At 70.9% G+C, this 26,112-nt stretch carries 20 protein-coding genes; 15 read left to right on the forward strand and 5 right to left on the reverse strand.

Features of this window, described 5'->3' with window-relative positions; all coding sequences use genetic code 11:
* The first annotated feature begins 792 nt into the window (after positions 1 to 792).
* The 8 genes from IEY73_RS03875 (at position 793) to IEY73_RS03910 (ending at position 8,509) form a co-directional block, all read left to right on the forward strand.
* On the forward strand, positions 793 to 2,205 hold the full coding sequence (locus tag IEY73_RS03875; protein WP_189077566.1) for an alanine racemase: 1,413 nt from the start codon (positions 793 to 795) through the stop codon (positions 2,203 to 2,205).
* Positions 2,202 to 3,521: a pyridoxal-phosphate dependent enzyme gene (locus IEY73_RS03880; protein ID WP_189077567.1), complete on the forward strand. Its 1,320-nt coding sequence runs from the start codon at positions 2,202 to 2,204 to the stop codon at positions 3,519 to 3,521. The genes IEY73_RS03875 and IEY73_RS03880 overlap by 4 nt, the downstream gene beginning before the upstream one ends.
* Before the next feature lies 1 nt (position 3,522).
* A complete protein-coding gene (locus IEY73_RS03885) occupies positions 3,523 to 4,713 on the forward strand; it encodes an aminotransferase class V-fold PLP-dependent enzyme (protein WP_189077568.1) in 1,191 nt (396 codons plus the stop codon).
* Positions 4,714 to 4,802: 89 nt separating this feature from the next.
* Positions 4,803 to 5,753: a metal ABC transporter substrate-binding protein gene (locus IEY73_RS03890; RefSeq protein WP_229715456.1), complete on the forward strand. Its 951-nt coding sequence runs from the start codon at positions 4,803 to 4,805 to the stop codon at positions 5,751 to 5,753.
* Between the two features lies 1 nt (position 5,754).
* Positions 5,755 to 6,525 (forward strand): metal ABC transporter ATP-binding protein, encoded by a 771-nt coding sequence (locus tag IEY73_RS03895; RefSeq protein WP_189077570.1) that lies wholly within the window; start codon positions 5,755 to 5,757, stop codon positions 6,523 to 6,525.
* Positions 6,522 to 7,412 carry a metal ABC transporter permease gene (locus IEY73_RS03900; protein WP_189077571.1) on the forward strand — a complete coding sequence of 297 codons (891 nt, stop codon included), beginning with the start codon at positions 6,522 to 6,524 and terminating at the stop codon, positions 7,410 to 7,412. Before IEY73_RS03895 ends, IEY73_RS03900 begins: the two co-directional genes overlap by 4 nt.
* The gene (locus IEY73_RS03905) at positions 7,396 to 8,214 is read left to right on the forward strand and encodes a metal ABC transporter permease (RefSeq protein ID WP_189077572.1); all 819 of its coding nucleotides are present in this window, start codon (positions 7,396 to 7,398) and stop codon (positions 8,212 to 8,214) included. The genes IEY73_RS03900 and IEY73_RS03905 overlap by 17 nt, the downstream gene beginning before the upstream one ends.
* Positions 8,198 to 8,509 carry an ArsR/SmtB family transcription factor gene (locus IEY73_RS03910; RefSeq protein WP_229715458.1) on the forward strand — a complete coding sequence of 104 codons (312 nt, stop codon included), beginning with the start codon at positions 8,198 to 8,200 and terminating at the stop codon, positions 8,507 to 8,509. Before IEY73_RS03905 ends, IEY73_RS03910 begins: the two co-directional genes overlap by 17 nt.
* A 34-nt stretch (positions 8,510 to 8,543) precedes the next feature.
* On the opposite strand, the gene IEY73_RS03915 is transcribed toward IEY73_RS03910, so the two are convergent.
* From IEY73_RS03915 to IEY73_RS03925, 3 genes are read right to left on the reverse strand one after another with little or no spacing between them, the layout of a single operon-like run.
* A complete protein-coding gene (locus tag IEY73_RS03915) occupies positions 8,544 to 9,755 on the reverse strand; it encodes a hypothetical protein (RefSeq protein WP_229715459.1) in 1,212 nt (403 codons plus the stop codon).
* On the reverse strand, positions 9,752 to 10,504 hold the full coding sequence (locus tag IEY73_RS03920) for a TIGR03943 family putative permease subunit (protein ID WP_189077573.1): 753 nt from the start codon (positions 10,502 to 10,504) through the stop codon (positions 9,752 to 9,754). The genes IEY73_RS03915 and IEY73_RS03920 overlap by 4 nt, the downstream gene beginning before the upstream one ends.
* Complete coding sequence (locus tag IEY73_RS03925; RefSeq protein WP_373292725.1) at positions 10,501 to 11,556, reverse strand: permease; 1,056 nt, start codon at positions 11,554 to 11,556, stop codon at positions 10,501 to 10,503. The genes IEY73_RS03920 and IEY73_RS03925 overlap by 4 nt, the downstream gene beginning before the upstream one ends.
* 449 nt (positions 11,557 to 12,005) lie before the next feature.
* On the opposite strand from IEY73_RS03925, the gene IEY73_RS03930 reads away from it, so the two are divergent.
* From IEY73_RS03930 to IEY73_RS03955, 6 genes are all read left to right on the forward strand, one after another.
* Positions 12,006 to 13,196: a YibE/F family protein gene (locus IEY73_RS03930; protein WP_229715461.1), complete on the forward strand. Its 1,191-nt coding sequence runs from the start codon at positions 12,006 to 12,008 to the stop codon at positions 13,194 to 13,196.
* Positions 13,197 to 13,553: 357 nt separating this feature from the next.
* A complete protein-coding gene (locus IEY73_RS03935; RefSeq protein ID WP_189077574.1) occupies positions 13,554 to 16,607 on the forward strand; it encodes a S8 family peptidase in 3,054 nt (1,017 codons plus the stop codon).
* A gap of 128 nt (positions 16,608 to 16,735) precedes the next feature.
* The gene (locus tag IEY73_RS03940; RefSeq protein WP_189077575.1) at positions 16,736 to 17,551 is read left to right on the forward strand and encodes an SAM-dependent methyltransferase; all 816 of its coding nucleotides are present in this window, start codon (positions 16,736 to 16,738) and stop codon (positions 17,549 to 17,551) included.
* Between the two features lie 133 nt (positions 17,552 to 17,684).
* Complete coding sequence (locus IEY73_RS03945; RefSeq protein WP_189077576.1) at positions 17,685 to 19,421, forward strand: putative bifunctional diguanylate cyclase/phosphodiesterase; 1,737 nt, start codon at positions 17,685 to 17,687, stop codon at positions 19,419 to 19,421.
* A complete protein-coding gene (locus IEY73_RS03950) occupies positions 19,418 to 20,122 on the forward strand; it encodes an AzlD domain-containing protein (protein ID WP_189077577.1) in 705 nt (234 codons plus the stop codon). Before IEY73_RS03945 ends, IEY73_RS03950 begins: the two co-directional genes overlap by 4 nt.
* A 46-nt stretch (positions 20,123 to 20,168) precedes the next feature.
* Positions 20,169 to 21,539 (forward strand): S28 family serine protease, encoded by a 1,371-nt coding sequence (locus IEY73_RS03955; protein WP_229715462.1) that lies wholly within the window; start codon positions 20,169 to 20,171, stop codon positions 21,537 to 21,539.
* Positions 21,540 to 21,560: 21 nt separating this feature from the next.
* Here IEY73_RS03955 and IEY73_RS03960 read toward each other — a convergent pair whose 3' ends face one another.
* A complete protein-coding gene (locus IEY73_RS03960) occupies positions 21,561 to 23,141 on the reverse strand; it encodes an AMP-binding protein (protein ID WP_189077579.1) in 1,581 nt (526 codons plus the stop codon).
* A 234-nt stretch (positions 23,142 to 23,375) separates the two neighbouring features.
* On the opposite strand from IEY73_RS03960, the gene IEY73_RS03965 reads away from it, so the two are divergent.
* Complete coding sequence (locus tag IEY73_RS03965; protein WP_229715464.1) at positions 23,376 to 24,593, forward strand: alpha/beta hydrolase; 1,218 nt, start codon at positions 23,376 to 23,378, stop codon at positions 24,591 to 24,593.
* Between the two features lie 2 nt (positions 24,594 to 24,595).
* Here the strand turns inward: IEY73_RS03965 and IEY73_RS03970 are convergent, their stop codons facing one another.
* Positions 24,596 to 25,996, reverse strand: a complete 1,401-nt coding sequence (locus IEY73_RS03970) for an FAD-dependent oxidoreductase (RefSeq protein WP_189077581.1) — start codon at positions 25,994 to 25,996, stop codon at positions 24,596 to 24,598.
* Positions 25,997 to 26,112 lie beyond the last annotated feature (116 nt).

Raw genomic sequence — 26,112 nt, forward strand, 5'->3', positions numbered from 1 at the left:
GCGGCGTCGCGTGTCGGTCGCGTCACAGCCCGGCGCGGGCGGTACCCGCACGCAGCGCCCCGCGGCGGCTCATCCCGGAGGACCGGTCAGGCATCGGGTGGTCGCAGGCTTGGAGACGGGTCGTCACATCCCGCGCGGCGCCGCTGTGGCCGGCCAATGGCAGGGAGCGGCGTCCGTCGTCCATGAAACCTTTTTCAACCTGGCATCGAGCCCGTCGGTTGCGCGCCGTCGGCCAGCGGCGGCATCTGCCGGCCTCGCCATGTTGAAAGGTTCAATCATCGATCCTCCTCGCATCGTTCATTCGCCGACGAGTCGGCTGCCGGGGACTTGGATGCGCCGCAGTTCGCGCGGCACCCGCATCGCGTGAGGAGGGAGTAAATGGATTGAATGATCAATGACTCGGGGGCGATGGCGTCAACCAATGCATTGTCGCGCACATTTAAGACATGCACACTAAGCCATATTAGCCGCGATCTCGGGTGAAGGACGCCTGTCCACCACTCGCGTCGATCTTGGAGTTTCGGTGCCCGTATCGCCCTGAAATATTGGGATCTGGGTGCCCGGAAAGTCCAAGATCGACGGGAGGTGAGCACCGCGCTGCCGGGCGGTCTCCGTGGATCGGAAATGGGCCGGTTGGTCGTCGGCACTTGGCGTGAGCCGGGGCGTCCGTTACGTTGTGAATAGTTGTCGGTACGCAGGGTTCTCGGCGCGGAGGACAAATCGCCTATTCCCCGGTAGGGGATTGAGGGGGCCGCTTTGTCGCTCTGTCTTTCCCCTCGAATCGAGCCGTTCATGACGGCCCTGCTCACCGAGAAAGCGCTGCTGACCACGGTTGTCGACGCGCTCGGATCGCCGCTAGGAGTCGTTCTTCCGCAGCGCCTGGCGGACAACGTGGCCGCCTTCCGCGCCGTCTATTCTCGTCATCACCTCACCGGTCAGATCTTCTATGCGCACAAGGCCAATCGCTCGAATGCCCTGGTGCGCGAACTCGCGGCCACCGATGCCGGCGTCGACGTGGCTTCGCTGGCCGAGCTGCAGCATGCGCTCGGCGCGGGCGTCGACCCCGGACGAATCGTGGCAACCGGGCCGAAGAACCGCGAATTCCTGTGGCTGGCCGCTCGCGCCGGAGTCATCGTCGGGGCCGACTCGACCGCGGAATTGGCCGAACTGGCCTCGCTGGTGGACGAGCATGGCCTGCCCCGCACCCGGGTGATGGTGCGCCTGTCCGGATTCGCCTCGGCCGGAGTGCATCTCGACAGCCGCCGCAGCCGATTCGGGGTATCCGCCACCGCGTTCGCCCGCGCGGTGAACCTGATCGAGGAGCACGCCGCGGCGCTTGACCTCGTCGGTGTCGCGTTCCATCTGGACACGATCGGAATGGCGGAGAAAGCGCTGGCGCTGGAGGGCTGCCTGACCGCGCTGGACGAATGCCGCCGACGAGGGCTGCGGCCGTGGTCGGTCGACATCGGCGGCGGTTTCGGCGTGGACTATCTCGCCGACGCCGCCCAGTGGGACGCGTACACGTCCGCGCTCACCGCAGCGGTACTTGGCAAACGCACGCCGCTGACCTGGGACGGACACGGGTACGGCCTGCGTGCCGAGGGCGGCACCGTCCGCGGCTCGCTGAACCTGTACCCCGCACACCGGCCGGTCTCCGGCGCGGCCTACCTCGATCGGTTACTCGGCATGGACGCCCCGGCACAACGTCGGCCGCTCGGCGCGCTCCTGCTGGACAACATGTGCGACCTGCACATCGAGCCGGGGCGGGCGCTGCTCGACCAGTGCGGCCTGGTGCTGGCCGCGGTCCTGGAGGTGCGCGACGAGGACAACGGAGACACGGTGGTCCGGCTGGACTGCAATGCGCGGGACGTCAGCCTGGAAGAGCACGGCGTGCTCATGGACCCGGTGGTCGTGCACCGGGGCGCGCCGGGCGGGGCCGGACCGGTCGGCGTCTACCTGTTCGGCAACCTGTGCCTGGAAGCCGACCTGATCAGCCGCCGCAAGGTCTTCCTGCCGTCCCGGCCGCGCGCCGGAGACCTGCTGGCCTTCGTCAACACCGCCGGCTACTTCATGGACTTCAGCGCCACCCGGGCGCTGCGGCAGCCGATCGGTCGCAAGGTCGCGATGTTCCGCGACGATGGCGGCTGGCGGTGGTGCCTGGACGAGCAGTACTGGCCGATTCGGGTGCGGACGGAGGCATCATGAGAATCGATTCCCTCACCGAGGCCGTCGGCAACACGCCGTTGGTGCGCATCGATCCCGCGGTGCACGGTCTGCGCCACGTCGACCTGTTCGCCAAGATGGAGCTGCTGAACCCGTTCGGCTCGGTGAAGGACCGCGCCGCCTGGACCATGGCCCGGCCGCTGCTGGACGGTGCCGTGCAGCGTGGTGACACGGTGGTCGAGCTGTCCAGCGGCAACACCGCCAAGGCGCTTGCGGTCATCGCCGGAATGCACGGGCTGTCGTTCAAGTCGGTCACCAACCGGATGAGAATTCCGGAGATCAAAGACCTCCTTCTCCTGCTGGGCGCGGAGATCGATGAGCTGCCCGGCCAGTCCGAATGCCTCGACCCGACCGACGCCGAGGATCCGCTCACCCGCATGCACCAGCGGCTGTCCGCCTCCGGCGGCGGGTATGTGCACACCGACCAGTACTTCAACGGTCTCAACGTCGACGCGCATCTGCAGGGCACCGGGCCGGAGATCGTCAAGGACCTCGGCGGCCGAGCGCCGGACTACTTCGTCGCTTGTGTCGGCACCGCGGGGTCGTCGACCGGTGTGGCGACCGCGCTGCGCCGGCACAACCCGGACGTCCGGGTGCTGGGCCTGGTGGCGGACAAGTCCGACTTCATCCCGGGCATCCGCACCATCGACGAAGTGCACCACGTCGGCCTGTTCGACCCGGCGGTCTATGACGTCATCGAGACCATCACCGCCGACGACGCCATCGACGGCCTGCTCACCCTGGTGCGCCGATGCGGCACACTCGCCGGACCCACCGGCGGCGGCGCCTATCAGGGAGCAGTACGGCATCTGCGCGCCGTGGACGCGGAGCTGACCGAACGCCGAACGGCCGTGTTCATCGTCTGCGACCGCGTCGAGAGCTACCTGAGTTACCTGCGGGAGCGCCGTCCCGAGCTGTTCGGGCAGCCACCGCGGCGCAACTCCGTCCGCACCCTGACCGACGCCGATGTGGCCGAGGCGTCCACCATCGGTGTCGCCGGCGCGCAGCGATGGGTCACGCAGAGGCGGGGCATCGTGATCGACCTCCGTAGCCCCGTCGCCTATCGGGCCCTACACATCGACGGTTCGATCAACATCGTCGACGAGTTGTTCGCCGAGCTGCTGCACGGCGGCCTGCCGTTCGGCCGTCGCCAGCCGGTGCTGCTGGTGTGTCCGGTGGGGGAGAAATCCGCCCGTTACGCCGCCCTGCTGCGCCGGATGGGGCACCGGGACGTCTCCTCGCTCGACGGTGGCATCATCGCCTGGCGCGATGCCGGCGGCGAACTGGTCCGGGATTGACATGGCCGTTCCCAGCGATCTGATCGGCTGGCACAAGCGGTTGCGCGAGCAGTTCCCGATCATCACCGGGAACCCGGACGTCGCCTATCTGGACAGTGCCGCCACCTCGCAGAAGCCGCAGGCGGTGCTGGACGCGGTATTGGCCTATCTGAGCACCGGCAACGCCAACGCCGCCCGGGGCACCTATCCGTGGGCGAACCGCACGACCGCCCGCATCGAGCATGCCCGCGAGCGGCTGTGCCGGTTTCTCGACGATCCGGAGCCGCGGCGGTCGGGCGTGCATTTCGTCAGTGGTGCCACTGAGGGCCTGCGCGCGATCGCCACCGATTGGCTCGCGCCGCAGCTTCGCGACGGCGATCAGATCATCGTTCCGTTCGCCGACCACGCCGCCAACATCGAGCCCTGGCTGGAGGTCGTCGGCTCGCTGCGCCGGCTCGGTGTCCGGGTGCAGGCGCGGCCGATGCCCTACGATGCCGCCTTCGACTATGAGATCGACCGCCTCGCGGACATGCTCGACGAGCGGACGCGTCTCATCGTCGCGACACAGGTGCACCACGTCTACGGCAATGACATGAACGTGCACCGTTTGCGCGCGGTCGCCGGGCCGCACATCCCGATCTGTGTGGACGCGGCCCAAGCGGTGGGGCACGTGCCCGTGTCGCTCGCCGGCGCCGACGTGGACTTCCTGGTGTTCTCCGGGCACAAGACGATGGCCCTGCCGGGGACCGGAGCGGTGTGGGCCGGCAACCGGCGCGGTCCCCGGTTCGCGCCGGCCGGCTGGCACGGATCGCCCAACACCGCGGGCATCATCAGCATGACCGCCGCGCTGGACTGGCTCGACGCCGCCGGGACGGAGCGCATCGCGCGCTGGAACACCGCGCTCGCCGCCCGGCTCACCGAAGGGCTTCGGTGGCTGCCGAGCTTCGAGATCCTGGGCTGCCAGGGCAGCCTGGCTGCCGGCACGCCGGTGCAGCAGCGGGTAGGCATCGTCACCTTCCGTCATCGGTCGATCAGCTCGAACGATCTCGGATTCGTCTTGGCCGCCGAAGGGCTCATGGTCCGTGCGGACGGTCACTGTCAGGGCGATGCGGGGGAGAAGACCGCTTCGGTACGGGTGAGCCTGCACGTCTACAACTCGGTCGACGAGGTGGACCGACTCCTCGCGGTGCTGGCGGATATCGACCACACCTGAGGCACCCATGAACACATCGTCATTTCGTGATTAGGCAATAGTTAATGAAAACGATTACCGTTTCGCCTCTCAGGAACGGAGTGGTTTTCGTGAAGCATGGGCAACGCACCCTCGTTGCTGCGGCAACCGCCGCGGCGCTGGTCCTCCTCGGCGGATGCGGATCCGGCGACGGCGACGTCGCGTCCGGCTCGTCCGCCGGCGCCCGGCTCGCCGTGGTCGCCACCACGCCCGAGGTCGCCGACTTCGTCCGCACCATCGCGGGCAGCGACGTCACCGTCACACAGATCATCAAGCCGAACGTCGACCCGCACGAGTACGAGCCCACACCGGCCGACATCCAGGCCATCGCTGCGGCCTCGCTCGTCGTGAAGAACGGGGTCGGCCTGGAGGAATGGCTGAACCCGACGATCGAGTCCGCCGGCTTCTCCGGCACCGTCGTGGACTCCAGCCGGGGCGTGCGGATCCGGCAGGGCGACCCCGGCGACGAGGAGATGAAGGACGGCGATCCGCACATCTGGCACAACCCGCAGAACGCCAAGATCATGGTCGGCAACATCGAGAAGGGGCTGGCCGCAGCCGATCCGTCGCACGCCTCGACCTACCGGGCCAACCTCGCCGGCTACGCGGCGAAGCTGGACAAGCTCGACGCCGACAACGAGGCCGCCTTCGCCACGCTGCCGGTGGATCAGCGCAAGCTGGTGACCAACCACGACGCGTTCGGCTACTACGTCGACCGGTACCACCTCCAGTTCGTCGGCTCGGTGATCCCCAGCATGGACACCTCGGCCGAACTGTCCGCCAAGCAGCTCACCGATCTGGTCGCCAAGATCAAGGCAACCGGCACGAAGGCCATCTTCACCGAGAGCTCACTGCCGCCGAAGACCGCCGAAGCGATCGCCCAGCAGGCCGGGGTCAAGGTCGTCGGCGGGGACGACGCCCTCTACGGCGACAGCCTGGGCCGGCTCGGCACCCCGCAGGGCACCTACCTCGGCGCCGAGCGGCACAACACCCAGGTGATCGTCTCGGCGCTGGGTGGCTGAGATGGGCGACCTCGCGGCGGCCGGGGCCGCCCTGCGCTACACCGGGGCCAGCATCGGGTACCACGGCACACCCGTGCTCACCCATGTCGATCTGAACCTGGCCGCCGGGCGTCGTCTCGTGCTGATCGGGCCCAACGGGGCGGGCAAGTCCACGCTGATCAAGTCCGTGCTCGGCCTGGTGCCGGTCCTGGACGGCACGGCCACCGTGTTCGGTCAGCCGCCCGCCCAGGCCCGCGCGGTCACCGGCTACGTCCCGCAGACCGACTCGCTCGACGCGGACTTCCCGGTCACCACCGCGCAGGTGGTCATGATGGGCCGATACCGGCGGATCGGCTGGTGGCGGCCCACCCGTGCGGTCGACCGTCGCGCCGTGACGCAGGCGCTGGACCGGGTCGGCCTGGCCGACCGGGCCGGCACACAGTTCGGGACACTGTCCGGGGGCCAGCGTCAGCGGGCGCTGGTGGCCCGGGCGGTTGCCGCCGAGGCGCGCCTGCTGCTGCTCGACGAACCGTTCAACGGGGTCGACGCGGTCAGCCAGGACGCCATCCTGACGGTGCTTCGCGAGCTTTCCGCGACCGGCACGTCTCTGGTTCTCAGCACCCATGACCTGGCGCTCGCCCGGGAACTCGCCGACCAGGTCTGCCTGCTCAACGGCCGGCAGTGGGCGGTCGGCCCGCCGGGCGAGGTGCTGACCGCGGAAACCCTGCGGCGCGCGTACGGGCGGCACGCGGTGGATGTCAGCGACGGCCGTACGGTGCTGGTGGAGCCGTGATCGAACCCTTCACCGTGCCGTTCATGGCCCGTGCCCTGGCAGAGCTCGCCCTGCTGGCGGTGATCGCCGGCCCGGTCAGCGTCTTCGTGTTCGCACGCCGCCTGTCGTTCGTCTCCGACGCGCTCACCCACACGGTGTTCCCCGGGGTGGTCGTCGGCTATCTGGCCGGCGGCATCGACGGCGTGTTCGCCGGGGCGCTGGTGGCCGGGATCGTCACCGCGATCGCGCTGACCCTGCTGACCCGCGGCGGTGCGCTCTCCGACGACGCGTCCACCGCGGTGGTGCTGACCGCCATGTTCTCGCTCGGGGTCGCCCTGGTGTCGCGGCGTTCCTCCTACACCGCGGACCTGACCACCTTCCTGTTCGGACGGGTCCTGACAGTCACGCCGCGGCAGCTCGCGGAGACCGCGGTGCTCGCGGTGATCATCCTCGGCCTGCTCCTGGTGGGCGCCCGCGCCATGATCTTCCGCAGCTTCGATCCGGTGGGTGCGGCGGCGGCCGGTTTCCGGATCGGCTGGCTGGACCTGTGGCTCAACGTGGTGGTCGCCCTGGTCGTGGTGGCGGCGGTGCGCGCGGTGGGCATCATCCTGGTGGTCGCGCTGCTCATCGTGCCGGCGGCGGCGTCCCGGATGGTGACCGCACGACTGCCCGTGATGGCCGCGCTGGGCACCGGCCTGATCCTGCTGTCCGCATACGCCGGGCTGCTCGCAAGCTGGACCGCCTCGGTGGAGTACGGCTTCTCACTCACCTCCGCCTCCGCCGTCGTCCTCGTGCTGGTGCTCGCCTACCTGCTGCTTGTGCCGCTGGGCGCGGTGCGACGGCGGCGGCGCGCGCCGGGGCACGGCACCCACGCCGAACGGAGCTCCCCGCATGAACTGGTGGGATGACGCCCTGCACCGGGCGACGGTCGAAGTGCTGCTCTGCGGTGCGCTCGCCGGACTGGTCGGCGTCCAGGTGGTGCTGCGCCGACTGTCCTTCTTCACCATGGCGCTGAGCCACGCCACCTTCCCCGGGGTGGTCGCCGCCTCGATCATCGGCGTGAACATCCTGCTCGGCGGCGTGGTCGCGGGCGGTGCCGTGGCGCTGGGCGTCGCGGCGCTGAGCCGCCGTCGCGGGCAGAACGCGGCGTCGGCGACCGGTGTGCTGCTGGCCGCCGGGTTCGCGGTCGGCACCGGCCTGGTGGCCACCCAGAGCGGATTCAGCCGGGACCTGTCCTCGTTCCTGGTCGGATCGATCCTCACGGTCAGCGCGGCGGATCTGGTGATCACCGCAATGGTGCTGCTGCTCGTCGGTGCGGTCCTGGTCGCCTGCGCCCGCCCGCTGGCGTACACCGGCTTCGACCGTACCGGGGCGCAGGCGGCCGGCTTCGCCACCGGGGTGTGGGACGTGGTGCTGCTTCTGACCATCGAGACGGTGGTGGTGACGATCGTCCCGGCGGTGGGCACGATCCTCGCCCTCGCGCTGATCGTGGCGCCGGCCGCGGCGGCCCGCCCGTGGGCCACCAGGCTGAGCACCCTCACCGTACTGGCGGTGGTGTTCGGCGCGGTCAGCGGACTCGCCGGTTTGTCCCTCTCGACACGGTGGGACATCGCCGCCGGGGCGAGCATCACGCTGACCGCGACGCTGCTGCTGGCGATGTCGTTGCTGCTGGCCAAGACGAAGGAAGCTCAGCGTGGGCGACAAGGCTGAGCCGCTGGACACCACGGCCGCGCTGGAACGCGCGGTGGTCGTGCTGCGCGCGATGGCGTACGAGCATCGGCTGCACATCCTGCTGCTGTTGCTGGAGGGGGAGCGGACACCCGCGACCCTCGCCGCCGCCATCCCGGCCGACCCCACCGCCATCGCGCACCATCTGCGTTTCCTCCGAGCCGCCCGGCTGATCACCCGTCGCCGGCAGGGCCGGCAGACGTTCTACACGTTGCGCGGCGAAGCGACCGGCCGCCTCGTTGCCGAGGTGCTGCGCTACGCGACCGGCGGAGGATGACCGCGTCCCGGGCGGACGCGGTCACCGCGCGATGTCACACGGTCCGCAGATCCAGGCTGTACCAGGTGGTCGTCTCCTGGTCGCCGGTGGACCACCACAGCACGCCGTTGCGGAAAGACACCCCCGCGGCGGACGGCGACACGACCACCGTGCGCCGGGTGCTGATGTCGTAGACCAGTAGCTTCGCGGTCCCGGTGAGGTCGGAGTCCGGGCCGGGCTCGGACAACACCTCGAGCCGGTCGAGCACCGCCACGTCGTTCAGCGGCGCTTGAGCGCCGCCGCCGGCGACGGTGCGGCGCGCGGACCCGTCGGGATGCATGAGGTCGATGCGGGCCAGCCCGGTCTCGTTCATCACCATCGCCCGGCACCAGACCGGGCTGCACGTGACCAGTTCGGAGCCGGAAGCCCGGACGACCACCTCCCGCCCGGTGCCCATGGAACGCAAAACCGTGGTCTCGGCGCCGCTGGTGAGCCACGGCCAGCGCGACAACGCCCAGGCGCCGTCCTCCGCACGCACGCGCACCGCGCCGCCCGACAGCGCGACGCTGCGGATCTCCGTCGTGTGGGAGTCGCCCGGATCGGCCGCCCAGTGAACCCTGCCCCCGGCGACGACAAGGTCTTCCTGTGTGCCGAAGGCGATGAGGTTGCCGGCGTCGGCGACCAACCGGCGGACCGGGCCGCCGGTGCGCAGGTTCGCCGTCCACAGTTCGCAGGGCTGCCCGCTCGCCGACTCGGTCCAGACGATGCCGTCGCCGGCGGCGGTCGCGTTGTCGAAGGTCACCTCGTCGTCGTACGGCACACGCCGCAGCAACCGCACGCTGCCGTCGGCGCGGCGCAGCAGCAGGCGCACCGACGTCGCATCCGGGCTCGGTGCGGTGCCGAGCGCGGTGTTCGCGTCGAGAAAGAGCAACGGCTGGAACAGCGGCCCGTCGGCGAGCCCGGCGGGCATGGTGCCGCGTTGCGCACCCGGCCACGCTCGCTGGGCGGCCACCCGGCCCGGTGGCGGGGGCGGTTTGCGCTGCGTGCCGCCGGACATCAGGGTGCCGCCGGCCAGCAACGCGACGACCAGGCTCAGCACGGTGAAACCGCGCCTGCGCTCCTGGCCCTCGCTGCGCTCGGTGCAGTCGCTCATGCGGGGCTGTCTTTGCATGCGCTCCTGGCCCTCGCTGCGCTCGGTGCAGTCGCTCATGCGGGGCTGTCTTTGCATGCGCTCCTGGCCCTCGCTGCGCTCGGTGCAGTCGCTCATGCGTACGGCTGCTTGGGTTCGCTGATCTGCTGCCAGCTTCGCACCTCGACGAAGGCCACGTCGGCCTGGTTGACCGGGTCCTTGCCGCGGAGAGAGCTGTAGACGCCGACGACTTCGATCCAGCTATCCGGGGCCGCGTCCACCACGGTGTCACCGGTGAGTCCCACCTTGATCGGGCGCCCGTCGGCGGCGCAGCAGGTCAGCACGATGCGCGCCAGCATGGGCCGGCCGTCGGGACCGGGGGTGACGAAACCGGTGAGCCGCAGCGTCCGCCCGGTGATGCTCCGGCCGTCGTCGAAGATCGCTCGGGAGGCGTAGTCGAGCAAGCTGATCGGTGCCGGGTCGCCGGGTGGCAGGGACGGGTAGTCGGAGTCCGACGCGGCGGCGGTGACCGTGCCCGCCTGGCCCGCGGTGTACGACCCGAGCGCCGGCGGCGCCACCAGCAGCAGCCCGAGCACCGGCAGGACGAGCAACCAGCCCACCGTCGGCTCGTGATGCCCATGCCCGTGCTCGTCGTGCTCCAGTTCGTCGTTCTCCCGCTCGTCGTGCTCCGCCGCCGGCGCTGCCGCGCCCGCGCGCAGGTCGTACCAGATGGTCATCGCTGCCGCAGCCACCAGCAGTAGCCCGGCGCCGAGCAGGAACGGCCGCATGCCCTCCTTCACATAGCGCAGGAACACATCGGTGAGGGTGGCCTTCACGATCGCGCCGCCGAACAGCAGCATGATCACCGCCTGGCTGAGCCGACTCACAGCAGCACCATCCCGACGCCGGAGCCCACCAGGATGGCCGCGGCGAAGGTGGCCGGCGCGAACCGGAACGCGAAGCGCCGCCCGAACACCCCGGCCTGCATGGAGATCAGTTTGAGGTCGACCATCGGGCCGACCACCAGGAAGACCAAGCGCGAGGTGAACGAGAACTGGGACAGCGACGCGGCCACGAAGGCGTCCGCCTCGCTGCAGATCGACAGCAGCACCGCCAGGGCGGCCAAGGCGATGACGGACACCACCGCGTTGCCGGCGAGGCTCTGCAACCAGGACTCGGGAACCACCACGTTGATCGTGGCGGCGGCGGCCGCGCCGATCACCAGGAATCCGCCGGCGTGCATGACGTCGTGCCGGCATGCCGCCCAGAACGCCCGCGCCCGGGAGAGGTCATCGAGGTCCGGCCGATGCGGCAGGCGTATCCACTCGGTCTTGCCCAGGCGCAGCCACAACCATCCCATCGCGACTGCGACGATCAGGCTCGCCGCACCCCGCGCGACGGCCATCTCGGGCCGTCCCGGAAACGCGACAACGGTGGCGGTGAGCACGATCGGGTTGATCGCCGGCGCGGCGAGCAGGAAGGCCAGCGCGGCGGCCGGAGTGACACCCCGGCGGATCAACGAGCCGGCGATCGGTACGCTGCCGCATTCGCAGCCCGGCAGGACGACACCGGCGAGACCGGCCGCCGGCACCGCGAGGGCGGGATGGCCGGGCAGCGCCTTCGCCCAGAAGGACCGGGGCACGAACACGGCGATCACGGCCGACAGCACCACCCCGAACACCAGGAACGGGGTGGCCTGCACCATCACGGAGACGAAGACCGTGGTCCAGGTCTGCAGCCGGGCGCCGGAGATCAGCCCGCTCAGCGGCTGGCGAAACAGGACCAGCAGCACCAGGAGGCCGGCCAGGATCTCCAACGATCCGATCCGGGCAGGTTTGCGGGCCGGTGCGGGCGAGGCGGGCTCCGGCGGCAACGCCGACCAGTCGATCTCGTCGGCCCGGACGCCGGACGTGGCGTCGAGTCGTTCCGGTGCGTTCACCTGCTGCTTCCCCTCGTCCGCCTCGGCCGGTCCGGCGCGAAAGCGACAATCCTCTTGTCGCGGGCCGCGCTCCAATTTACTGGTTCCGCCGCCTTCGCCAATGACCCTCCCGGGCCATTCGCCGCGTGCCGAGCACGAATGCTCATATGCATTTTTGTGCATTTGTTTCGGTGGGAAAGCCGGTGCCGACGCCGTAGGGTGTGTCATTTCCGTCGTCGGCCCGCCCGGGGATAGCCTGCCTGCGCCACGCCGCGCCCGGCGAGTTCCCGAAGCGAAAGGGGGAGAACACGTCGTTGAACCGGCACCGCCAAGCTCGCACGCCACGCCACGGCCGGACCGCCGACCAGCAGACGGCAGGCCCGGCGTCGTACGACCACTCCCACGGACACGCGCATCCGCACGGACCCGTGGGGCGGTCGTCGCGACGTGCTCGCCGGATCATCGCTGCCGTGCTCGTCCCGGCCGCGCTCGCCACGCTGATCGCGATGATTCTGCTGTGGCCGGGCCGGCTTGCACCGTCCGCCGGGCAACCTTCCGATGGGGCCGACGTCCGTGCGCTCGGGACGGTCGTGGCCCTGACCGAGCAGCAATGCCCGGCGGCTGGTGACGGCCGGCCTTCCGGCCAGGCGCAGCGCTGCGGGTCGGCGAGCGTGCGGGTCACCGACGGTCCCGGCACCGGAACGACCGCGACGGTGGACCTGCCGCAGGGACCGGGGGCGCCGCGGTTGCAGGTCGGCGACGACGTGGTGCTTCTGTACTCCGCGAACGCCGTGCCCGGCGGTCGCACCTATGTGGTCGTCGACCACCAGCGCGCCACGCCGATGCTCTGGATGCTCGTGCTCGCGCTCGGCTTGATTCTCCTCTTCGGCCGCTGGCGCGGCCTGACCTCGCTCGTGGGCCTGGCGGTCAGCTTCGCCGTGCTGTTGCTGTTCATCATCCCGGCCATCGCCGGCGGCGCATCGCCGCTGCTGGTCGCGATCGTCGGGTCCGCGGCGATCATGTTCGCCGCCCTCTATCTGACCCATGGGGTCAACGTGCACACCTCGGTCGCGGTCGCCGGCACTCTGGCCAGCCTGGTCCTCACCGGCCTCCTCGGCGCCGTCTTCACCGCGACGATGCACCTCACCGGCATCGCCAGTGACGACGATTCCTATTTGTCCGCCACGCGGGGCGACCTCGACATGCGGGGCCTGCTGCTCGCCGGCATCATCATCGGGGCGCTCGGAGTTCTCGATGACGTCACCGTCACCCAGGCGGCGACCGTGTCCGAGCTGGCCGGCGCCGGAACCGTCGGCCGCGCGCGGCTCTACCGGGCGGCGAACCGGGTCGGCCGCGCGCACGTCGCCTCCGCCGTCAACACCATCGTCCTGGCGTACGCCGGTGGCGCGCTGCCGCTGCTGCTGGTGATCGCCGTCGGTGACCAACCGGTGTCACAGGTGCTGACCAGCGGGTTCCTTGCGCAGGAGATTCTCCGCGGCGCGGTCGGCACGATCGGCTTGGTCGCCTCCGTGCCGATCACCACCGCCCTCGCCGTGCTAGTCAGCGCACCCCCACCCCCACCCCCACCCCCACCCCCACCCCCACCCCCACCCGCACCCGCACCCCCGCCCGCACCCCCGCCCCCGCCCCGTCGATCTTGAACTTTGTGTGCCCGTCTTGGGCCGTCATATCTGACATGACGGACCGCAAGTCTCAAGATCGGCGGGGGAGGGGTGTCCGGGGCGGGAGCGGCCTAGGGAACGCCTGATGAGATGCGGGATTTTGCATGTATTGACTGCGGGAATTGATTCCGATCGAGGGATGGTGCTGGAAACAAATGACGTGCAGACTCCCGTTCGAGATTGACTTGCGGCGATGTCATCGCCGTGGCCGGTCTGTTCGGGAAATGCGCGCGACGTGACGTCCGCATGCCTCCTCGGGATGCTGCGGGCATTGCGCGGGGTACGGAGGAGGCAGCCCGCGTGGGCGGAAAGAGTTTTGGCAGGCGTCTCACGGCGATGGCCGGAGCAGGCATTCTGGTGACCGCGATGGGCGTGATGACCGCGTCGTCGAGCGCGGCTGCCGCGCCCGGCCTGCGGCGGGAGTTCACGCCGGTCCCGGCCGGCTCGAAGATCACCGGCGTGCCGGCCGGCATGCGCAACCGGCCGGTCACCGCGATGGTGCAGCTCGGTGACGACCCGGTCGCGGTGGCCGACGCCGAGGCCGCGCAGCCGCTGAGCGACACCGCGAAGCGGCAGCGGCGGGACCGGATACGGCAGGCGCAGACACCGGTGGAACAGAAGGCGCGCCGGCTCGGTGGCACCGTGCTCGGCACCTATCAGCACGCCTACAACGGCATCAAGGTGCGCGTCAACGCCGGCGAGCTGGACACGCTCGCGGCCACGCCCGGCGTGGTCGGCGTGCACGCCCTGGCGACGGTGCAGCCGGACAACACCAACAGCGTGCCGATGATCGGCGCCCCAGCGGTGTGGAAGGCGCCGGACAAGGTGCGCGGCGAGGGCATCAAGGTCGCCGTCATCGACACCGGCATCGACTACACCCATGCCGACTTCGGCGGTCCCGGAACCACCGCGGCGTACGCCGCCGCGCACGCCGAGGAGACCGCGCCGGCCGACCCGGCCCTGTTCGGTCCCGCAGCGTCCAAGGTCAAGGGTGGCATCGACCTGGTCGGCGACAGCTACGACGCCGACCCGACCAGCGCCTCCTACCAGCCGGTGCCGCACCCGGACCCGAACCCGCTGGACTGCGGCGGCCACGGCTCGCACGTGTCCGGCACCATCGGCGGCTACGGCGTGCTGGCCAACGGCAAGACCTACCGGGGCCCGTACGACAACGCCACCGTGGGGGCGCACGACTGGCTCGTCGGCCCGGGCGTGGCTCCGAAGGCCGATCTCTATGCGGTGCGGGTCTTCGGCTGCGAAGGCTCCACTGACATGGTGGTGGACGCCATCGAGTGGGCCGTGGCCAACGACATGGACGTCATCAACATGTCGCTGGGCTCGTCGTTCGGCTCCGCCGACGCGCCGGATGCGGTCGCCGCGAACAACGCCGCCAAGGACGGCGTGATCGTGGTCGCCTCGGCGGGCAACTCCGGCCCGGCCCCGTACATCGTGGGCAACCCCTCCGTCGCGACCAGCACGATCAGCGTGGCGGCCAACGACCCGACCGCATCCTTCCCGGGCGCTCACCTGTCCCTGGGGCTGGACGCGATCAACGCCAACGGCGCCTCGTTCGCCGACGGGCTGTCGCTGCCGGTCAAGGTGCTGAGCAACGGCGCCGGCGGCATCGCACTCGGCTGCAGCACCGAGGAGTTCGACCAGCCCGGGGTGACCGGGGCACTGGTGGTGGTGGCCCGCGGCACGTGTGCGCGGGTGGCCAAGGCGATCTACGGCCAGGAGGCCGGCGCCGCCGCCGTGCTGCAGGTGAACAACGTCGACTCGTACCCGCCGTACGAAGGGCCGATCACCAGCAACCCGGACACCGGCGAACCGGCCGAGGTCACCATCCCGTTCCTCGGCGTGCCGTCGTCGGCGGCGGCGAAACTGCTGGCCGCGGACGGTTCGACCACCACCTTGACCAACGCCACCCTGCAGAACCCGGCATACACGGCGACCGCGAGCTTCTCGTCCGGCGGGCCGCGCGGCGGCGACAGTTGGCTCAAACCGGACGTGACCGCGCCCGGCGTGAGCATCTTCTCGGCCGCTTCCGGAGCCGGCACCGGCGCGGTCGCGATGTCCGGGACCTCCATGGCCGCCCCGCACACCGCCGGCGAAGCCGCGCTGGTCAAGCAGGCCCACCCGGACTGGCGCAGGGTGGCGTACTGGAAGGCCGCGATCGTCAACACCGCCGACCCGGCCGGCATCGCGGACTACTCCACGCGCGGGGACGGCGCGGGGCTGATCCAGGCCCCCGGCGCGGTCGAGACGCAGGTCGTCGCGCTTGGGGACGCGGGCACGGCGACGCTCAACTACGGCTTCGCCGAGCTGGGCCGCGACTATCACCAGCGCAAGATCATCACGCTGAAGAACCTCGGGCGCACGGCGCAGACGTTCACCGTGTCGGTCGGCCGCCCGGCCGGGAGCCCGCACGCGGCCACGCCGCAGCGGACTCGGGTGACGGTCCCCGGCCGGGGCGAGACCACGGTGGCGCTCACCCTGACGGTTCCGGCCGCGACCGCGGGCGACGCGAGCGACTTCCACGACGTGTCCGGTCTGGTGACCTTCACCCCGGTGGCCGGGCGCACCGGGGGCGTCCGTCTCCAGGTGCCGTATTACCTGGTGCCGCAGTCGGTGTCGAACGTGGCCACCCGGGTGAACACCGCGGCGCTGCGTCGCACCGGGTCGGCCACCGCGATGATCACCAACCGGCGCGGCGTGATCTCCGGCGCCGCCGACTGGTACGCCTGGGGCCTGTACGACCGGCGCGACGCCGTCGGCGGGGCCGACGTGCGGGCCGTCGGTGTGCAGAGCCTGCCCGCCGCCGACGCCGTCGCGTTCGCGATCAGCACCCACAACCGGCTGTCCAACGCCGCCGCCGACGAGTTCGACGTGTTCGTCGACGTCAACGGCGACGGCACAGACGACTACGATGTGGTCGGCGTCGACTACGGCCTGCTCACCGCCGGTGAGTTCAGCGGCGAACTCGTCACGGCCGTCTTCGACATGCGCACCGGGGACGGCACCCTGGAGTTCTTCGCCGACGCGCCGTACGACGGAAGCTCGCTCGTCATGCCGGTGCTGATCTCTCAGCTCTGCCAGCCCGGGTCGCCGTGCCTGTCCGCGGACAATCCGCGGCTGACCTACCACGCTGCCAGCTATGGCCTCGCCGGTGGCAGCGACGACACCGTTGCGGGCACCGCGACCTTCAACGCGTTCACGCCGGCGTTGACCACCGGCATCGCCGACGAGGTCGCGCCGAACCGTGTCGCGACCGAGACGGTGACCGTGAACAGGGCCGAGTTTGTCCGCACCCCGGCTCGCGGCTGGATGGTGGTCAGCCACGACAACCGCAGCCGCGACGAGACACAGTTGATACCGGTCAGCCTGCGATGAGACCGATGGTGGCCCGGGACGGCGATGCCGTCCCGGGCCACCATCGGGCTGCCGGGAGATCTCCGTCTACTGTGGTAGGGGAGTGCTCGTCGACAGCGGAGTCGGCGAGGGCAGGAATGGGGTGCGCGATGACGCAGTCGTTCGGGTGGGTCCCCGAGGGCGTGGACGTCACGGTGCCGGATGCCTCGCGGGTCTACGACTACGCGCTCGGCGGCGTGCACAACTTCAAGGTGGACCGGGAGTTCTGGGATCGCGCCGAGCGGGTGATGCCGAGCGCCGGACTGATCGCGCGGGCGAACCGTGCGTTCCTCGGCCGGGCGGTGCGCTGGCTGGTGGACGCCGGCATCACGCAATTCCTGGACATCGGCTCGGGCATTCCCACCCTGGGGAACGTGCACGAGGTGGCGCAGGACGCCGATCCGGCCGCCCGGGTGATGTATGTCGACATCGATCCGATCGCGGTGCAGCAGAGCCGGAGCCTGCTGAGCGGCAACCCGGGGGCCGCGGTGATCGAGGGCGACCTGCGCCGGCCGGCGCAGATCCTCTACCACCCCGAGGTGCTGGAACTGCTGGACTTCTCCGAACCGGTCGCCGTGCTGACGGTCGCGGTGCTGCACTTCATCCCGGACTCGGCCGGCCCCGCATCGATCCTCAGCAAGATCGGTGATGCGCTGGTGTCCGGCAGCTATCTGGTCGTGTCGCATGTCGGCCCCGATTCGACGCCGGCCGGTCGGCAGGCGCAGCAGCAGGCGGTGAAGCTCTACGAGAACACGCCGACGCCGGTGATCCTGCGTGACGCCGAGGAGGTCGCGGCGCTGCTCGGACCGGCCTTCGAACTCGTCGACCCGGGCGTGGTCAGTGCCACCGACTGGCATCCCGACCCCGAGGAGGCCGAGGATCCGCCGCAGCCGGCCGCACTGGTGGTCCTCGCCCGGAAACGGTGATGGGTGCTTATTCGCGCCATATGACTGTTTCCCTCCTGAGTGGAAAGAGTGGCCGATGAGTGGCCAAACATGGTCATATGTCCGTGGCCCGGACTCAACCACGCCCTTGCCGGGGCCGACTGAGAGGACAGCCATGTCCGATCGTGCGGCCGACGCTGCCCGGCCGCTGTCCCCCGAGGCCCAGGCCGTGGCCCGGCGGTGGACCGCGGACGTCGCCGCCGCCGGCTTCCTCCCGGCCGGCCGTGGACGAGCCCGCGCGGCGCTGGAGGACCTGCTGCGGCAACTGCTCGACGCGGTGCACGCGGAGCCGTTCAACCCGGCGCCGGGCTACCAGATCGGGCGGCGCCTGGTCGAGCTGCGGATGTCTTCCCCGGCGGTGATCGGGTCGACCATCGCGCTGCTGGCGGAGCGGCTGCCCGAGCTGGCCGGCGACCCGCCCGGCCGCAGGCGGATCCCGCACCTGATGGCCGGCATCGCGGCCGGCTTCAGCGCGGCCCAGCGCTCCGCCGCGGTCGGCGCCGCGGAGGACATGAACCGTTCCGAGAAACTGCACTGGCGGCGCGTGCAAGCGGGCTACCAGGAACAGTTGCGCCACACACAGTTGCACGACCCGCAGTCACAGTTGCCGAACCGCGCCCACCTGCTCACCCATCTCACCGACCGGATCGCGACCGCGTCGCCGGACGCCCGGCTGGGCGTCGGGCTGCTGAGCATCGGCGACTTCGCCGAGCTCTCCGACACCTACGGCCATGACGACCTCGACCTGCTGCTCGCCGCCATCGGGGCGAGGCTGCAGCAGTTGGCCGCCGCGCACGGATGCTTCGTCGCCCACCTCGGCGACGACCTCTTCGCCCTGGTGGTCGCGACCGGCTGCCTGGACGACCTGGCCAAGGCGGTGGACCACGCCTGCCACGCCCTCGCCGCATCGGCGCCGGGCGCCTGTCAGCCACGGATCAGAACCGTCGAGGGGCTGGTGGAAGGTCCCCTCCAGGGCACCACCGCACAGGCCTGGATCCGCGACGCCCGCTGCGCGCTCGGCTGGGCCCGCCACGACCGCCGCGACCGCGCCTGCTACGACCCCGCGCGGGCCGCCGCCGACCTGCGCCGCCACCGCCTCACCGGGGCCATGCCGACGGCCCTGGACCGGGGCGACTTCATGCCGCACTTCCAGCCGATCTACGACCTGCGCAGCCGGCGCATCACCGGTGTGGAGGCGCTCGCCCGCTGGCGGCACGGCGGCCAGGTGCTCAGCCCGCACGACTTCATCGACCTCGCGGAACAGAGCGGGCAGATCTGCCGCCTCGGCCGCAGCATGCTCGACCAGGCATGCCGGCAGGCCGTCATCTGGCGCGAGCAGGGGCACCGGCTGACGCTCAGCGTCAACCTCTCCCCGCATCAGCTCGCCGAGCCCGACCTCCCGGCCACCGTCGCCGGGCTGCTGCACGACACCGGCCTGCCCGCCGCCGCTCTGCAACTCGAGATCACCGAAAGCGCCGCCGTCGAGCACCATCACCAGGTGATCAACGACCTCGCCGGCATCGGGGTGCAGATCGCCATCGACGACTTCGGCACCGGATACTCCAACCTCGCCGCGCTCAGCCGTCTGCCGGTGCGCTGCCTCAAACTGGACCAGCAGTTCATCCGGCAGGCACCCACGGCGCAAGCCGTCACCGTGCTGCGCCACACCCGCCTGCTCTGCCAGGATCTGGACATCGAGGTCATCGCCGAAGGCATCGAGAGCGCCGGTGACGAGCGTCTGCTCACCGATCTCGGGTACACCCGAGGGCAGGGATTCCGCCTCGCCCGGCCAGCGCCTGCGCACACCGTCACCCAGCTCTTGGCGCGGCAGGCTCCAGGCGCGGACCCGTGAGCGCCGCCGGGGACAAGAGCCGCTGGCCGCGGCCGTCACTGGGCGCGGTTGCCGACACCGTCGGACTGGTGCTGGCCGCCATCACCGTCGTGTCGTTCCTGGTCGTGCGCGGCGGCTGGCTTCTCGGCCTCAGCTGTGCCGTGCTCGTCGCGGGCGCCGTCGGCCTCGCCCTGTGCTGGCGGCGCCGTCGGAGGTTGCCGGCCGTGGTGGCCGCCATGCTCATCATGCTCGGCGCCGGCGGTGCGGGTGCGGCGCTCGCCCGCGCGGCACCCGCGCGGCCCTTAGACGCCGACCTGCGCTTCAGTCCGGTGCTGGACCCGGTGCCGTACTGCCGCTCCTACCCGGGCACCGGAACCGTGCCGGACGGCTACCAGCTGCTCATATTCGACCGGGGCGCCACCGGCCCGTACTACTTCCACAGCCAGGCCGAACGGGCCAACCAGGGCTGGGTGGCGCGCCGGGTCGGGATCGGCCTGGCCCCGACGGCCGCCGACCCGGATCTCGACGAGGGCGCGCGGATCACCCTGTACGCCCAGATGGTCACCGAGGAGACCGCACGGGTGCTGCGCGACCGGGACAACATCGCGATCTATCCGGAGCGCCCCGACGCCCAGTGGCTGCTGCGCAAGCTTCCGGGCCGCACGGTGGACGCCGTCGCGCTGGTACGCGCGGCCGGCCTCGGCGAGTGCATACCCGCCTGATCCCTACGCCCCCACGGCATGGGCGATTGTCGATATGCTGTGCGCCGTGAGAACACGGTGGGCCGCGCTGCTGACGGCCGTCCTGATGGCCATCTCGCCCGCAAGCGCCGCGCGAGCCGACGACGATCCGCTGCTGGACCGGCTGACGGCCGTTCCCGGCCTGACCGTCGTGTCGCAGAGCGCCACCGACGCCTACCGGTTCTTCGTGCTGGCCTATCGCCAGCCCGCCGACCACCGTCACCCGCACGGGCAGTCCTACACCCAGCGCCTGACGCTGCTGCACCGGTCGGTGGACGCCCCGGTGGTGCTGGCCACCGGCGGGTACGCGCTGCCCGCCGACCCCCGGCCGTCGCAGACCGAGCCGACCGCGCTGCTGGGCGCCAACCAGGTCTCGGTCGAGCACCGATTCTTCACCCCGTCACGGCCCGATCCGGCCGACTGGTCGGACCTCACCATCTGGCAGGAGGCCTCCGACGAGCACCGGATCGTGCAGGCGCTGCGGGGCATCTACACCGGACGGTGGATCCAGACGGGCGCCAGCAAGGGCGGGATGACGTCCGTCTACCACCGGCGGTTCTACCCGTCGGACGTGGACGGCGTGGTGGCGTACGTGGCGCCCGACGACGCGGTCAACCCGCTGGACGGCGCGTACGACCGCTTCTTCGCCACCGTCGGCCCGGCGGACTGCCGCGCCACGCTCGACGACGTGCAGCGGGAAGCGCTGCGCCGGCGCGACCGTCTCGTGCCGTTGCTGACCGCGGACGCCGCCGCGCAGGGGTGGACGTTCACCCGGACGCTGGGCACGGCGGACCGTTCCTTCGAGATGACCGTGCTGGACACCGTGTGGGCCTTCTGGCAATACCAGTCGGTCGCCAACTGCCCACAGGTGCCCGCCACCACGGCCACCGACCGGGAACTGTACGACTGGATCGACGCCGTCGCCGGCTGGAGCTTCTACACCGATCAGGGTCTGGAGCGGTACTGGCCGTACTACCGTCAGGCGGCGACCCAGCTCGGCTGGCCCAGCCCGCGCTTCGAGCACCTGCGCGGGCTGCGCAGATACCCCGGACTGTACGTTCCGAACTCGTCGCTCCCGGCGGAGCTGCGGGGCGTGCACAATCCGCTGCCCATGCTGGATGTCGACCTGTGGGTGCGGACCGTGTCGCAGCGGATGCTGTTCATCTACGGCGAGAACGACCCGTGGGGGGCCGAGCGATTCACGCCCAGCCGGCGCGACTCCTTCCTGTACGTGGCACCGGGCTCCAACCACGGCGCGAACATCTCCCGCCTCGCACCGGCCGACGCGGCTGCGGCCACGGCCACGGTGCGCCGGTGGGCCGGGGTGCCGGCAGCAGCCGCCCCGCAGCGGTTCGCGGGTCTGCCGCTGGACGACATGCTGGAGCCGCGACACCGCTGACGCGTGGCCGCCGCGCAGCGGTCAGGAATGTGCCGACTCGCGTTCGCGCAGTTCGCGCCGCAGGATCTTGCCCGATGCCGCCTTCGGCACCGCCGCGATGAACTCGACCACGCGCACCTTCTTGTACGGGGCCACCCGGTCCCGTACGTAGGACATCACGTCGTCCGCGGTCAGCGACGTGCCCGGCGCCGTCACCACGAACGCCTTCGGCACCTCCTCGTTGTCCGCGTCGAGCACGCCGATCACGGCCGCGTCCGCGATGCCCGGGTGGTTCACCAGCACCGCTTCGAGTTCGGCCGGCGGCACCTGATAGCCCTTGTACTTGATGAGCTCCTTGACCCGGTCGACGATGAACCAGTTCCCGTCCTCGTCGACGCGGGCGATGTCGCCGGTGTGCAACCAGCCGTCGGCGTCGATGGTCGCGTCGGTCTCCTCCTGGCGGCCGAAGTATCCCTTCATCACCTGCGGGCCGCGCACCCACAGTTCGCCCGCCTCACCCGCGGCGGCGTCGGTGCCGGTCAGCGGGTCCACCAGCCGTGCCTGCGTGGACGGGATGAGGTGACCGATGCACGCCACCGGCTCCTCGTGGTTGCCGTCGCCGTGGATGTGGGTGGCCGGGGACAGCTCGGTCATCCCGTACGCCTGACCGGTCTCCACCCCCAGGCGCTGCGCGACGGCCGTCTGCAGCCCGGCGTCGAGCGGCGCCGCGGCGCAGATGATGCGCCGGAGGGCGGACAGGTCGAGCCCGGCGACGGCCGGGTGCTTGGCCAGCGCCAGCATCACCGGCGGTACGACGTACGCGTGTGTGATCTTGTCGCGTTCCAGGCTGGTCAGGAAGGCGTCCAGGTCGAACCGGGAGTGCACGACGACGGTCGCGCCCTGGGCGAGCGCGCTGATCAGCAGCGCCATCATGCCGAAGATGTGGAAGAACGGCAGGATGGCGATGACCCGGTCACCCTCGGCGACGCGGTGCAGCGCGGCCAGTTGCGCGAAGTTGGTGCACAGGTTGCGGTGCGTCAGCATCACGCCCTTCGGCGTGCCCGTGGTGCCGCTGGAATAGGGCAGCAGGGCGACGTCCGTCGCCGGGTCGAGGTCGGGCCGGGGCGCGTCGCAGTCGTCGAACACGCTCATCAGCGAGCGGTGCCCCTCGGCCTCGTCGCAGACCAGGATCTCGATGACGCGCCCGGTCTGCCGGCGCACCAGGTCGACCGCCGCCCGCGCCGGCTCGATCAGGGCCGACACGCTCACCATGAGCCGGGCCTCGGAGTCGGTCAGTTGCTTCGCCATCTCCGCGGGCGTGGCCAGCGGCGACAGGGTGGTCACGGTGGCGCCGGTGGTGGTGGCGCCGTAGAGGGCCACCGGGTAGAGGATCGTGTTCGGCGAGTGCAGCGCGACCACGTCGCCCTTGCCGATGCCTTCGGCGTTCAGGCCCACCGCCAGCCCGCGGACCAGGGTCACCAGTTCGCCGTACGTGATGGTCCGTCCGCTGGACGCGTCCACCAGCGCGGGCGAGGCCGCGCGGCTTGCGGCGTCGCCGAGCACCCGCTCGTGGATGGGCTGGTCGACGACCGTCACCTCGGGATGCATGCTCGTATGAATCATGGCCTCTTCTCTCCTGCGGATGTGCCCACTGCCCGGCATGGCCGGGAGTCGCGAACGCTCCGGGCCACCGTCTGTCCCCATCGTCGGGCGATGGCCACCTTGTCCGCTTGGCGGCGCCCTGAGGCTTGTCTGACGAAAACCTGAGCATTCCGGTGATCGGAATCTACTGTGGACCGTCAAGTCGTCCCGGGAGCCTCTGGGTCACCCCGGCCGCGCCTAGTAGGCTGCGCGGTGGTGGGGAACATCTATCGCTTCAACGAGTACGAGCTCGACACGCACCGTCACCAGCTACGTCGTGCTGGTGAACCGGTGCACGTCGAGCCGCGTGCTCTGGATTTGTTGTGCCATCTGGTCGAGCATCGCGACCGGGTGGTGCCGAAAAACGAACTCCTCGACGAGGTGTGGGGGGACCGCTTCGTCAGCGAGGCCGCGCTGACCACCGGGCTGCGGACGGCGCGGCTCGCCGTCGGCGATACCGGCAGCCAGCAGCAGATGATCCGCACGGTGCACCGCCGGGGCTACCAGTTCGTCGGCCCGACCACGGTGCTGGCGGCCACCTCGGGCGCCGGCGCCGTGCCGGTGCTGCGCCCGTCCGCGCCGGTCACCGGCGCGGACCGTCAGGTCATCCGGTTCTGCCGCTCCGACGACGCGACCCGGATCGCCTACGCCACCGTCGGTTCCGGCCCGCCGCTGCTGAAGGCGGCCAACTGGATGACGCACCTGGACCTGGAGTGGACGACACCGGTGTGGTCGCACTGGCTCAGCGGCCTGGCCCGCAACCGGCGACTGATCCGGTACGACGAGCGCGGCTGCGGCATGTCGGACTGGACCGTGCCCAGCTTCAGCTTCGACGACTGGGTCGACGATCTGGAGACCGTGGTCGACGCGGTCGGGCTCGACCAGTTCCCGTTGCTCGGCGTGTCCCAGGGCGGAGCGGTCGCGGTGGCGTACGCGGTGCGGCGGCCGGAGCGGGTCAGCCGGCTCATTCTGGCGGGTGCCTACGCCCGCGGGCGGCGCATCCGCGCCGCCGACGACAACGAACGGGACGCGGCGGAACTCGACCTCAACCTTGCCCGGGTCGGCTGGATGCACCAGGACCCGAGCTTCTTGCAGGTCTTCGCCTCGCAGTTCCTGCCGGACGGCACCGGGGAGGAATGGGCCGACTTCATCAACTTCCAGCGGCGCACCACCTCGCCGGCCAACGGCGTCCGCTTCCTGGAGGAGTTCGCCGAGATCGACGTCTCGGACATCGCGCACCGGGTGCAGTGCCCGACACTGATCATCCACGCCCGCGACGATGCCCGCGTGCCGGCATCGCAGGCCAGCGAGCTGGCCGCGCTCATCCCGGACAGCCGCTTGGTGCTGCTGGAGAGCCGCAATCACCTGCTGACCGCGTCGGAGCCGGCGTGGGAGGAGTTCCTCTCGCACATCGACGACTTCCTGGCCGAGTGATCTCATCCGGGACGTGCCCCGGACGGCCGTTCCGACTGTGTGCCGGGTGGCCCGGTGCGCCGCGGTGACGGGTCCGGCGGGTGGTTCCGGTTCCGCGCGGGCGACCGGCGAGCGGCCAGCAGCACCCGCGCGGCCATCGCCGGGTGCAGTAGCGAACGCGGCCGGGCCAGCAGGTTGTAGACCCGCACCATCTGCCGGGCGACCACCGCCGAGGCGTGGCCCGCCCGCACCGCCCAGTCGAGGCCTCGCAGGCTGAGGTCGGCCCCGACGGGCTTCGGTCCGGTGGTTCCCGGATCGGCGAAGTCGGCCACGGCCGCCATCCGCCAGGGCATCGCCACCACCTTCGCGGCCCGGCGATAGAACGCCCGCGGCAGCGACGGCGATGCGAAGCCGTGCCGCCGGAGCGTGCGGTCCAGTTCTCGCGCCTGCAGGGCCGCCGACGACATGCCCTGCCCGTAGACCGGGTTGAAGCTGCAGACGGCGTCGCCGAGCACCAGGAAACCGGCGGGGACGCGGCGCAGCCGTTCCACATGGCGGCGCTGGCTGGTGGGCATGCGATGGGTGAGCACGGGGGACAGCGGCTCGGCCCGCCCCAGGACGTCGGCCAGCGCCGGCGCCGGTAGGCTGCGCGCGAACTGCAGGAACTCGTCGGGTTCGGTGGGCGGGTTCTCGCCGTGGAACGAGCCGAGGGTGACGATCCAGCGGCCACCCTCCACCGGCACCATGTTCCCCATCCGGTGCCCGCGCGTGGGGTCGTCGATGACCAGGGCGAGGGCGCGATCGAGGTCGTCGGGCCGGCGGGTGACCACGCGCGTCCCGTAGGCCATGTCGATGCGGATCGCCGACACCTCCGGGACGGCGAAGCCGGACTTGGCGAGGTGGTCGAGCATCCGGGTGTTCCGGCCGGTGCACGCCACGACGAGGTCGGCCCGGTGCTGCACCCCGTCGGAGAGCACGCCGACCACCCGGTCGTCTTCGACGAGCAGGGTGTCCACCGCTAACTGGTCGCGCAGCGTCACGTTGCTCCGCTGCTGCAGCAGCCGCCGCCGGAGGGCGTTCTCCAGCAGCGGCCTGCTCATCGAGATGGCGAGGTGGCCCAGCCGGTGCCGGGCCAGGTAGCCGCCGCCCTGGTAAACCAGCACGTCACCGGCGTCGAACGGGACCGCGCCCTGCGCCACGAGGTCATCGGTGAGCCCGGGGAACCAGCCGGTGAGCAACGTCTGACCCGCGGCGAGCAGCACATGGGCGTGCCGTCCCTGGGGCACGCCGCGGCGCGGCACCGCCTCGTCGGGCAGATGGTCCCGTTCCAGGATCATCACCCGGTCGACGTGGTCACTCAGCACACGGGCCGTCACCAGCCCGGCGATGCTGGCGCCGATGACGATCGCGCTGCTGCCGTTCATGGGGCTCATCCGTGCCCAGAACCTCCCCGCTCGACACCGACCGTGGAGCGTCGGTTGATCTGAGCTTCGGCAAGATGCGGCGGCGACACTTGGGGAAACTGTGAGGCTTCTCTGAG

This window comes from Mangrovihabitans endophyticus, assembly GCF_014646155.1.
Lineage (GTDB): Bacteria > Actinomycetota > Actinomycetes > Mycobacteriales > Micromonosporaceae > Actinoplanes > Actinoplanes endophyticus.

Bases quoted from the DNA above. Each gene is read 5' to 3' on its own strand.
- IEY73_RS03905 (WP_189077572.1), top strand. From the start codon at position 7,396: ATGAACTGGTGGGATGACGCCCTGCACCGGGCGACGGTCGAAGTGCTG.
- IEY73_RS03875 (WP_189077566.1), top strand. From the start codon at position 793: ATGACGGCCCTGCTCACCGAGAAAGCGCTGCTGACCACGGTTGTCGAC.
- IEY73_RS03880 (WP_189077567.1), top strand. From the start codon at position 2,202: ATGAGAATCGATTCCCTCACCGAGGCCGTCGGCAACACGCCGTTGGTG.
- IEY73_RS03885 (WP_189077568.1), top strand. From the start codon at position 3,523: ATGGCCGTTCCCAGCGATCTGATCGGCTGGCACAAGCGGTTGCGCGAG.
- IEY73_RS03915 (WP_229715459.1), bottom strand. From the start codon at position 9,755: ATGAGCGACTGCACCGAGCGCAGCGAGGGCCAGGAGCGCATGCAAAGA.
- IEY73_RS03960 (WP_189077579.1), bottom strand. From the start codon at position 23,141: ATGATTCATACGAGCATGCATCCCGAGGTGACGGTCGTCGACCAGCCC.
- IEY73_RS03940 (WP_189077575.1), top strand. From the start codon at position 16,736: ATGACGCAGTCGTTCGGGTGGGTCCCCGAGGGCGTGGACGTCACGGTG.
- IEY73_RS03945 (WP_189077576.1), top strand. From the start codon at position 17,685: ATGTCCGATCGTGCGGCCGACGCTGCCCGGCCGCTGTCCCCCGAGGCC.
- IEY73_RS03895 (WP_189077570.1), top strand. From the start codon at position 5,755: ATGGGCGACCTCGCGGCGGCCGGGGCCGCCCTGCGCTACACCGGGGCC.
- IEY73_RS03935 (WP_189077574.1), top strand. From the start codon at position 13,554: ATGGCCGGAGCAGGCATTCTGGTGACCGCGATGGGCGTGATGACCGCG.
- IEY73_RS03970 (WP_189077581.1), bottom strand. From the start codon at position 25,996: ATGAACGGCAGCAGCGCGATCGTCATCGGCGCCAGCATCGCCGGGCTG.